Source organism: Devosia sp., assembly GCF_028290645.1.
Lineage (GTDB): Bacteria > Pseudomonadota > Alphaproteobacteria > Rhizobiales > Devosiaceae > Devosia_A.
The window spans coordinates 1-8,733 of sequence record NZ_JAQGJL010000066.1; the positions used below are offsets into that span (position 1 = coordinate 1).

Below are 8,733 nucleotides of genomic sequence, written 5' to 3' on the forward strand. Positions count from 1 at the left end.
CGCTTTTCGGCCTGGGGGATATGCACGTCTTCCAGCGCCTTGACGGCGCGCGCGTGCAGGTCGGCATTGGATGCGCCCGGGTAATAGAGCCGAAGCGTCTCGAGCATCTGGCTGCCGATGGTGCGCACCGGATTGAGCGCGGCCAGCGGGTCCTGGAACACCATTCCCACAGTCTTCCGACGGAAGCTGATGATCTCGGGCTGCTTCATCGCCCACACATCCTTGCCGTCGATCAGGATGCGACCGTCGATCCTGGGCTTGAACGGCAACAGCCGCATCAAGGCATGACAAGTGATGGACTTGCCCGACCCGCTTTCCCCCACGAGGGCGAAGTAGCCACCGCGGGGGATGGAGAAGGAGATGTCCTGAACCAGTTGCACGGGCTCGGCACCGCCGATGGCGATGCCGAGTTTGTCCACGACACAGACTGGGTTGGACACAGCAGTCGAAGTCATCTCGTTTCCAAGTCTGTGTATGCGCGACGTAGTTCGGTCAGGTCAGGCTGGCTTTTCGGAAGTCCATGTAGACCGACTTGGACGGCGTCCAGTTAACGGTCTTCTTCTTTCCGTAGAAGGTGCCCATGGTGTGCAGGATGAACGCCGGAGGATCCTCGAAGTCGTAGATGTCCATCATGCGGTTGAAAGCTGCCTTGCGGACGTCCGGATCGAGACTCGTCTGCAAGGTTTCGCCGGCGCGGAAGAACTCCTCGTTCGACCAAATCTCAGCCTCGCCGCGATCATGCGAGCGCCACAGGCCGAACAGCGGGTCGGCGACCAGGATCGGGTCCACGCCATTGCGCATGCCGACGCCCGGATAAGCAACCATCTGGCCGAAGTTCTCGACGATCTGAAGGTCGATATTGACACCCACGGCGTTCCACATCGCAACCAGCACCTGGGCGGTGGCCAGTTCCGGGCCATAGGCAGCGGCCCGGATGCGGTAGGGGATCGGCGTGCCGTCATAGCCGGCTTCCGCGAGGAGGCGCTTAGCTTCTTCGGGGTCATAGGTGTAGCCGGGACGGTCGGGCGTATAGAGGGCGCCGAATTCCTCGAGCTGGTGGCCGTGCGGGATGGTCACCAGACCACCCCACAGGGCGTCCACGATCGCCTGACGGTCGACGGCGAGGGCAAGGGCCTTGCGCACGCGGACGTCCTTGAGCACCTCGTTGCGGGTATCGAACTTGATGACGCGGATGCTGGCCACCGGGCCGCCGACGATTTCCAGGTTCGGGTCGCGGGTGACGGCATCGAACTGATCGACCGGCACGTCGACCACGAGGTCGAAGTCACCGCTGGCAACGCCCGCAATGCGCGAGGACAGTTCCGGCGAGGAGCGGTAGTTGAGGGTTTCGATATCGGGCTTGCCGTTCCAGTAGTCGGCGAAGGCCTTCAGTTCGAGCAGGTCCGGAGACAGGGAAACGACCGAGAACGGGCCGGTGCCGACGGGCGCGTGCCCGAAGCCCTCGAAGCCGCCGGCTGCCTCGAAGGCGGCCTTGGAGACGATCTGGCTGCCCCAGGCGGTCAGGCGCAGCTCGAGCGTCGGATCGTCGGCGGACGAGGTGACACGGATGGTCTTGTCGTCCACCGCCTCGACGGTTTCAATGGTCCTGAGGAACTGCTGCGCGGTGCCGTAGCCGGGTGAATCCGGGTTGGTGCGCCGCTCGGCGCCGAAGCTGAAGATCACGTCGTCCACGGTGAGCGGCGAGCCGTCGTGGAAGCGCACACCCTGACGCAGCACGAGGTCGATGGTCTTGCCATCGACACGTGTCCAGCTTTCGGCCAGCGCGGGCTGCAGAGCGCCGTCGCCGGAATAGTCCACCGTCAACAGCGTGTCATAGACATTCTGCAACGTGCGGTAGAATGGGTTGGTCTGGCCCAGCAGCGGGTCGAGCGCGGCGGGCACCTGGTCCAGGGCCACGTCGAGCACCGGCCCGGCATCCTGGCCGAACACTATCTGTGGGGCGCCGAGGAAGGCATAGCCAGCGCCAGCCCCCAGCAGCGAAAGTGCGGTACGTCTGTTCATGCGCATCCGGTTTCTCCGATCAGGCTGCGCTTCCCGAGGTCCTGCGCGCCACGCCCACAGACGCTATCTATTCTGCAAAATGCGTCCAATTCTTAATCAGGCCAGTCTTATTGCCCTGCCGAATATGTAGCTGGCGGTTTTCCCCATGGGCCATATGTATGTGAGCATAAGTGTGGCCGGCCGGCGCTTCCGCGTCGTCTGGTCGCAGCCGTCCGGAGCTGAAAGAAAAAGGGCGAGCCGCTGGCTCGCCGGAATGGAAGCAGTCCTGCGGGGAACTGCACTTTACCCAAGGCCCATCAGGGATGGCGGCCTCCGGGAGTAGGCCTCTCGAGGCCGGGTGACGTCCGCTTCATTATTGGGTGAAGAGGTCGCCGATGCCGGCCCCGCGCGATACCGGCCGGCCGCGCAGCGGAGGCCCGGCCGGGATCGGCAATCGTTACTTCTTGCCGCCCATGCTCTGCCAGAGGCCGAGCTCGAAGATGGCGATGTTGACATCTTCGAGCATGGCGGTGGTCGTGATCGCAACGTCGGTTGCGGTCGCGGCGTGCCCCTGGGTCAGGGGTGAGCCGGAATTGCCGGCCAGACGGCGCGCCGCATAGGCGGTGACGCCGGCGGTGAACAACTCCTGCGCGGTCTCCACTGACAGGCCCTCGCCTGCCCGCAGCGCGGCGACGATGCGCCTTGCCGCCTGCTCGAGGTCCTCGGTGCCGGCCATCCCGGACTCCCTGACATGAACGTTCACTGGACTTCCCTTTCCTATGCCCGGTCGTGAGGCGTCGTGCAGCGCCGTCAGGCGCTGACGACGTCCCCCGGGATTTTCTTGACCACCTTCGGGTCGATACCGAACAGCTTGCAAGCCGTGCCGCCCAGGATGTTCCGCTTGGCGGTCTCGTCGAGGAACGGCAGATCGTAGATGACGCTGGGCAGATCGAAATCCCAGTGCGGGTAGTCCGACGACCAGACCAGCTGCGTGTCCGCCTTGATCATCTTGAACGTCGCCTCGAGGATCGACTTGTCGTCCGGCATCTCCATCGGCTGCGAGCTGTAATACATCTCCCGCATGTACTCGCTCGGCTTGCGCCTGAGCGCGGGGGCATCGGAGGTGCGCATCATGTAGGAATGGTCGAGGCGCTGCATGAGCGAATAGACCCAGGTGAGGCCACTTTCGATCCACATCACCTTCAGCTTGGGGAAGCGTTCCGGCAGGCCGTTGATGACCCAGTTGGTCAGGTGGATCATGTTGTACATCATGAAGCCTACGGCATGGACCGAGATGAACCGGTTCATCATCGCCATCGACTGGTCGTTCCAGTTGTAGGCTGCATGGAAGGACAGCGGCTTGCCCATTTCCTCGAGCAGCGCGTAGGTCTTCATGTAGGCGTTGTCATGCACCGGCTTGTAGCGCGGCGAGGTGACCATGAAGCCCGTGACACCCTTGCGGTGGCCGAATTCCTTGACGGTGCGGTAGGCGGCCTCGGGGTCGTTGAACGGCAGGTACAGCATCGACACGAGCCGCGGCTCGGCGTCGAGAATCTGTTCGCACAGCCAGCGGTTATAGCCCTGCGCCAGCGCCACCTCGATTTCCGGCTGCGGATGGAGGCCGAGAAACAGCATCGGAGTGGGGAACAGGCAGGCGTAGTCGACGCCCATCGAGTCCATCCAGCGCTTGGTCATGACGATGTCGCGCTGCTCGTGCGGCTCGGTCTTTTCCCGCGCGCGGCCCCGCTGGCGGGTAATGCGGCCGCCGATATCCTGGTAGCCGACCTGTCCGTTGAGCAGGCTCGACCGGCCCGGGCGCTCGGCGGACTCGAGCGCGGCGCGCCGGATCACCGGGCTATCGATGTACTTGAAGACCTCGCGATAGGATTCGTTCTCGTAGTGATGGGAATCGACGTCGACGATGACGAAGTCCCGGTACTTGCGCGTGACGGCCTGCTCGGCGGCGTGCCGCAGCTGATCGACCGTCGAGAACTCGCCTCCGGCGAGATTGCGAACTTCGGACGGCGGGGGGTTCTTGAACGGAATATCCACGGAAGTTCTCCTATGCCACGACGTAGATGTCGCCGTCGCGCTCGATGACGTCGTATTTGCGCAGCTTCAGTTGCCGATTGCCGACGCACTCGCCGGTCTTGAGGTCGTACTCGAACCCATGCCACGGACACACGAAGTGCACGTCGTCGGAGAAGATTTCGCCTTCGAAGATCTTGCCCGGCCCGAGCACCTCTTGTACGCGGTTGATCATCAATCCCTCGCAGGCCGGGCCGCCGGAGTGCAGGCAATAATTGCTGTAGGCGTAGTAGCCTTCGTCCTGGCTGAACACCCCGACCTCACGGCCGTGGTCGTTGACGACGATCCGGCGATCGCCGCTGTTGAATTCCGATTTCCTCGCGACAAATAATTCGCGCATCTCTCTCCGCTCCCAATGGAACCGCCATGCGATGAAGGGGAGCTTGCGCAGTTTCTCAGCGTATTGCTATATTAGTTCTTATCCTATTAGTGAGCCACCCAAAGCAATACGATGCCGCAGCGAACACTGGCCCGCGACCGGGGCGAACTCGCGACCTTCCTCAGGGATCGGCGCGAGGCGCTCAGCCCGCTCGATGTCGGGCTGCCCCCTTCAGGCCGGAGGCGAACGCCAGGGCTGCGGCGCGAGGAGGTTGCCTCCCTCGCCGGTGTCGGGCTCACCTGGTACACCTGGTTCGAGCAGGGCCGGAGCGTCACCGTCTCTACGGCGTTCCTCGAGAACGTGGCCCGCGCGCTGCGCCTCGACGCCGCCGAATACGCGCATCTCTTTTCGCTTGCGGGGCATGGCGTGCCTACGCGCGAAAGCGGGGCTGCGAAGGTTCCTCCGGTCATCCTCCAGCTGATGAGCGAGCTGGTCGATCGTCCGGCGTTCGTCAAGGATGCGCACTGGGATATCCTGGCCTGGAACGCCGCGAGCACTTACGTCCTGGGCGACTTCGATCAGTTGCCCGCGGCACATCGAAATTCGCTGTGGCTGACCTTCGCGGATACGAGCTTTCGCCGAAGCATGGTCGATTGGGAAAGCGATGCCCGCCGTATCGTGGGCCGCTTCCGGGCGGATCATGCCAAAAGTGCGAAGGATGCGCGCCTCGCCGAACTCGTCTCCGAGCTCGAACGTGAGTCGCCGGAATTCCGCGAGGTGTGGCGCGAGTACGCGGTCCTCGACCGCGAAAGCGGTATTCGGAACATCAACGTGAAGGGAATCGGCCCGACCCGCTTCCACTACACGGTATTGGCAGTGGAGGGCGCCAGGGGTCTTAAGCTCGTGCTCTATTCACCCGATCCAACCGACGATGCCGCCAGGCGCTTCGCGGCCCAGATGCTATTGAATGCTGCCGGTCGCGAGCCGGTGCAGGCAAGCGCTCCGCAGTGAGGGGGCCGGCGGCGCTTGCCGCGGACCCTCAGCTCGCGAGGTTGTCGACGAGTTCGTTGACGAAGTCGGTGTCGGAGGTGGTGACGTAGAGATCGGCCACCGCCTGGATCTGGCGAACCTTGCGGTCGGCCTCGACATTGCTCCCCCCCTCGGGGGTTTCCAGTACGATCAGCGACAGCATGGACGCCGTGCGGTCGGTGAGGAAGGGAAACGCCACGTGCTCGCCCTTCTGGTAGACGACGATCACCGCATTGGGGGAGATGCCGTTGACCGGCTCGTCCATCGGCTCGAGCCGCATCGGGTTGAGGGCGCCGGTGGTGATGATGTTATCGCGATGCGACTCGTTGAAACGCTCGATGATCGCGCGGGCGCTGTCTCCCACCCCCAGAACCTTGACGAAGCGCGGGGTAGAATTGCGATAGTCATCGATGCGCTGACCCGGCCGGCCACCGAGAAAGGTCTGTGTGATCATCGAAAGTCTCCCGATACGATTGGCATCAATCCATAAAGCGTCCGCCTGAAAGATTCAGGCATTCGCCGGTCACAAACCCGGCCTGGGGCGAGGCAAGGAACAGCACGGCGTGCGCAGCTTCCTCGCTGCGGCCGAACCGCCCGACGGGGATGGCTTTGAGCAGCCCAGAACGCTTTTCCTCAGTCATCGTTCTCGTCTGCGGCTCAAAGAGCGCGGTGGCGATGGCGTTGACCGTGACGCCATGCTCGGCCGTCTCGGCAGCTAGCACGCGCGCAAAGGCCAACAGTCCGCCCTTGGCCGCGGCATAGGGCGCGACATTGTGGTGCACGCCGGTCTTGGCCGACATCGAGGCAAAGACAATGATCCGGCCATAGCCGGAGGCGACCATGCGCCGTGCTGCTTCCTGCATCAACAGGGCCGGGAGGACCATTTCGTCCTCGGCAACCGACCGCATCTCGTCGGGCGTCATGTCGAGCACCGGCTTGTTCTTGACCGGCGGCGCCGAGAGCACCAGCACGTCGAGGCCACCCAGTATTTCCGTTGCCGCGTCGAGATAGGTCGCCGGATGGCTTGCCCCGGCGACGAATGCGGCGCCCGCGAGCCCCTCGGCGTCGGCGACGACGCGCGCGCCCGCCGCAAGCAGGCCGGCGACGACTTCGGGGCCGACACCATGCCCGGCTCCGACCACGACGGCCCGTGCGCCCTCGAGATCGGCGACGCCGCCGGCGGTCAGTTTGCTCAGTTCCAAGACTTTATCCTTTAACAAGAGCGGCGAGATTGGTTGCCGGGTCGGCAAGCGCGGCATCGGTGACGGGCTTGCCGCTGAGGATCAACTGCTTGAGGAAACGGATCTCGCGCGCATTATTCATGGTGTTGGCACAGACGATCCGATCGCCTGCCATGTAGCATGCGGTGAACTTGCCGCTCGCCTGCTCACCGCGCCAGACGACGCGATCCCAGCTTTCGGGCACGCCCAGGATCTGGAAATTGGTGTCGTACTGGTCGCTCCAGAACCAGGGCAATTCGGCATAGGGCTCGGTCGAACCGGCGATGACCTTGGCCACCGCGATCCCCTGGTTCTGCGCGTTTTGCCAGCTTTCGAGCCGCAGGCTGCGGTCCAGCAGCGGGTTGAAATGGCGGGTCACGTCACCGACCGCGAAGATGTCGGGATCGGAAGTCCGACCGAAGGCGTCGACGACGACGCCGTTGTCGAGCGCAAGGCCCGCCTGTTCCGCCAGGGCCGTGTTGGGCAGCGAGCCGATGCCGGCAATGACGATGGCTGCGGGGATGCGCTCGCCGGTGGCCAGCACGATCTCGACGTCATCGCCCGCCGGTTCGATGGCGACGATCGATACCGAAAGCCTGAACACCACGCCGCGGCCGGCGTGTCCTGAGGCAATGGCGCCCGCCACCGAGGGGTCGACGACGCGTCCCATGGCGTGCGGCGCTGCGTCAAGAACGGTTACTGCGCATCCCGCCTCGATGGCCACGGCGGCGAATTCGAGCCCGATGAACCCGGCCCCGATGGCTACCACGCGCTTGCCCGGCCCGAGCAGCGGCCTTATGCGCTCGGCGTCGGCAACGGTGCGCAGCGTATGGACCTGTGGCAGATCGGCTCCCGGCACCGGCAGCGGCCGTGCCCGCGCGCCGGTCGCCAGCACCAGCGTGCCATACTCGAGCGTTTCGCCATCGCCCAGCACCACGTGCCGGCCGGCGCGGTCGATCGACACCACTTTGCGGTCGAGTTTGAGTTCGATGCCGTTGGCGGCGTAGTAGTCAGCGGGCCTGATATAGGTGCTTTCGATCGCCGCCTTGCCCGCGAGCACCGCCTTGGACAAGGGCGGCCGCTCGTAGGGCGGATGGGATTCATCGCCAATCAGCACGATCGGCCGGTGGGGATCGAGGCCGCGCAAGGTGATGGCGACCCACGCCCCGGCCTGGCCTGCTCCAACGATGACGACGCGATCCCGACCGGGCTCCATCAGGATACCCCGTGCCTAGACGGCAACGAAGGGTTCGCCGAGCTTCACCTTGGACGCATCAAGAGCCGTTTCCTTGAACGGGCCGTCCTGCGGCAGGATAAAGGAGGCGGAGCGGACCTGCTGGGTCTCGGGCGACAGGCCCGGAGGCGCCTTGCCGGCCTCCAGTGCCTTGGCCGCCTTGCGCAGCCGCATGCGGGCCATGATGATCGCATTGTCGGTCGACACCAGGTTTTCCTTGCTGCGGTCGGCGATCACGCCCATCGATTCCTGCAGCGAGGCGTCCTGGATGGCGATGCCCTTGATGCCGGAATAGTAGATCTTCTGGCGCTGGGCCTCGCGGTCCATCAGGTAGTCGTTCTCGAAATTGGCGACGGGCTTGTAGGTGCCCGGGATCAGCTCGGTGTGAACGCCGTGGCCGCTTTCCATGAGTTCGAGCTCCTTCTCCGACAGCGGGCGCGTCGGGTGGAAGGTCATGGTCCAGGCCATGCAGTTTTCGTCGTCCATCGGCACCCAGGCGTGGCCATTGAGTGCGTTGCCCTTGTAGGGCGGGATCAGCGTGTACCAGGGGAACATCCACTGGGTGACGCGCCAGTAGAAATAGCCCGGCTCGGCATTGCGGCGGGCGCCGATCATCAGGCCGGCGTCGGATTCATGGATGTCGAAGGTGGTCGAGGTGTTGCGCGCGTATTTGGAGCCTTCGGTTCCCTTGTGCAGCGGGTCGCGATTGATGTCGCCCGAATGCAGGAACGAGACGTGGCTGGAGTCGATGCCGCCTTCCATCGCCTGCAGGTAGTTGTTCCGCTGCTCGCGCTTGGAGAGATAGAGCTGGTTGGACGGAACCTTCGTCCACTCGAAGGCCG

General features: G+C 64.2%; 10 protein-coding genes. 1 reads left to right on the top strand and 9 read right to left on the bottom strand.

Annotation, left to right across the window (positions count from 1 at the left end; translation table 11 throughout):
• The 5 genes from JWQ89_RS03460 to JWQ89_RS03480 all read right to left on the bottom strand — a co-directional run.
• A partial coding sequence (locus JWQ89_RS03460; RefSeq protein WP_299638428.1) for an ATP-binding cassette domain-containing protein occupies positions 1-455 on the bottom strand: 455 nt, incomplete at its 3' end.
• 37 nt (positions 456-492) lie between these two features.
• A complete protein-coding gene (locus JWQ89_RS03465) occupies positions 493-2,022 on the bottom strand; it encodes an ABC transporter substrate-binding protein (protein WP_299638430.1) in 1,530 nt (509 codons plus the stop codon).
• Positions 2,023-2,458: 436 nt separating this feature from the next.
• The gene (locus JWQ89_RS03470) at positions 2,459-2,737 is read right to left on the bottom strand and encodes a hypothetical protein (RefSeq protein WP_299638432.1); all 279 of its coding nucleotides are present in this window, start codon (positions 2,735-2,737) and stop codon (positions 2,459-2,461) included.
• A gap of 74 nt (positions 2,738-2,811) precedes the next feature.
• Positions 2,812-4,053 carry an amidohydrolase family protein gene (locus tag JWQ89_RS03475; protein ID WP_299638433.1) on the bottom strand — a complete coding sequence of 414 codons (1,242 nt, stop codon included), beginning with the start codon at positions 4,051-4,053 and terminating at the stop codon, positions 2,812-2,814.
• A 10-nt stretch (positions 4,054-4,063) separates the two neighbouring features.
• On the bottom strand, positions 4,064-4,429 hold the full coding sequence (locus JWQ89_RS03480; protein ID WP_299638435.1) for a Rieske 2Fe-2S domain-containing protein: 366 nt from the start codon (positions 4,427-4,429) through the stop codon (positions 4,064-4,066).
• A gap of 111 nt (positions 4,430-4,540) precedes the next feature.
• Between JWQ89_RS03480 and JWQ89_RS03485 the strand changes: the two genes are divergently transcribed.
• On the top strand, positions 4,541-5,419 hold the full coding sequence (locus tag JWQ89_RS03485) for a helix-turn-helix transcriptional regulator (protein WP_299638437.1): 879 nt from the start codon (positions 4,541-4,543) through the stop codon (positions 5,417-5,419).
• A gap of 28 nt (positions 5,420-5,447) precedes the next feature.
• Here the strand turns inward: JWQ89_RS03485 and JWQ89_RS03490 are convergent, their stop codons facing one another.
• The 4 genes from JWQ89_RS03490 to JWQ89_RS03505 form a co-directional block, all read right to left on the bottom strand.
• A complete protein-coding gene (locus JWQ89_RS03490; RefSeq protein ID WP_299638439.1) occupies positions 5,448-5,891 on the bottom strand; it encodes a hypothetical protein in 444 nt (147 codons plus the stop codon).
• Between the two features lie 25 nt (positions 5,892-5,916).
• On the bottom strand, positions 5,917-6,639 hold the full coding sequence (locus JWQ89_RS03495) for an SDR family oxidoreductase (RefSeq protein WP_299638441.1): 723 nt from the start codon (positions 6,637-6,639) through the stop codon (positions 5,917-5,919).
• A 4-nt stretch (positions 6,640-6,643) separates the two neighbouring features.
• Positions 6,644-7,873 (bottom strand): FAD-dependent oxidoreductase, encoded by a 1,230-nt coding sequence (locus JWQ89_RS03500; RefSeq protein ID WP_299638443.1) that lies wholly within the window; start codon positions 7,871-7,873, stop codon positions 6,644-6,646.
• Positions 7,874-7,888: 15 nt separating this feature from the next.
• A partial coding sequence (locus tag JWQ89_RS03505; protein ID WP_299638444.1) for an RHO alpha subunit C-terminal catalytic domain-containing protein occupies positions 7,889-8,733 on the bottom strand: 845 nt, incomplete at its 5' end.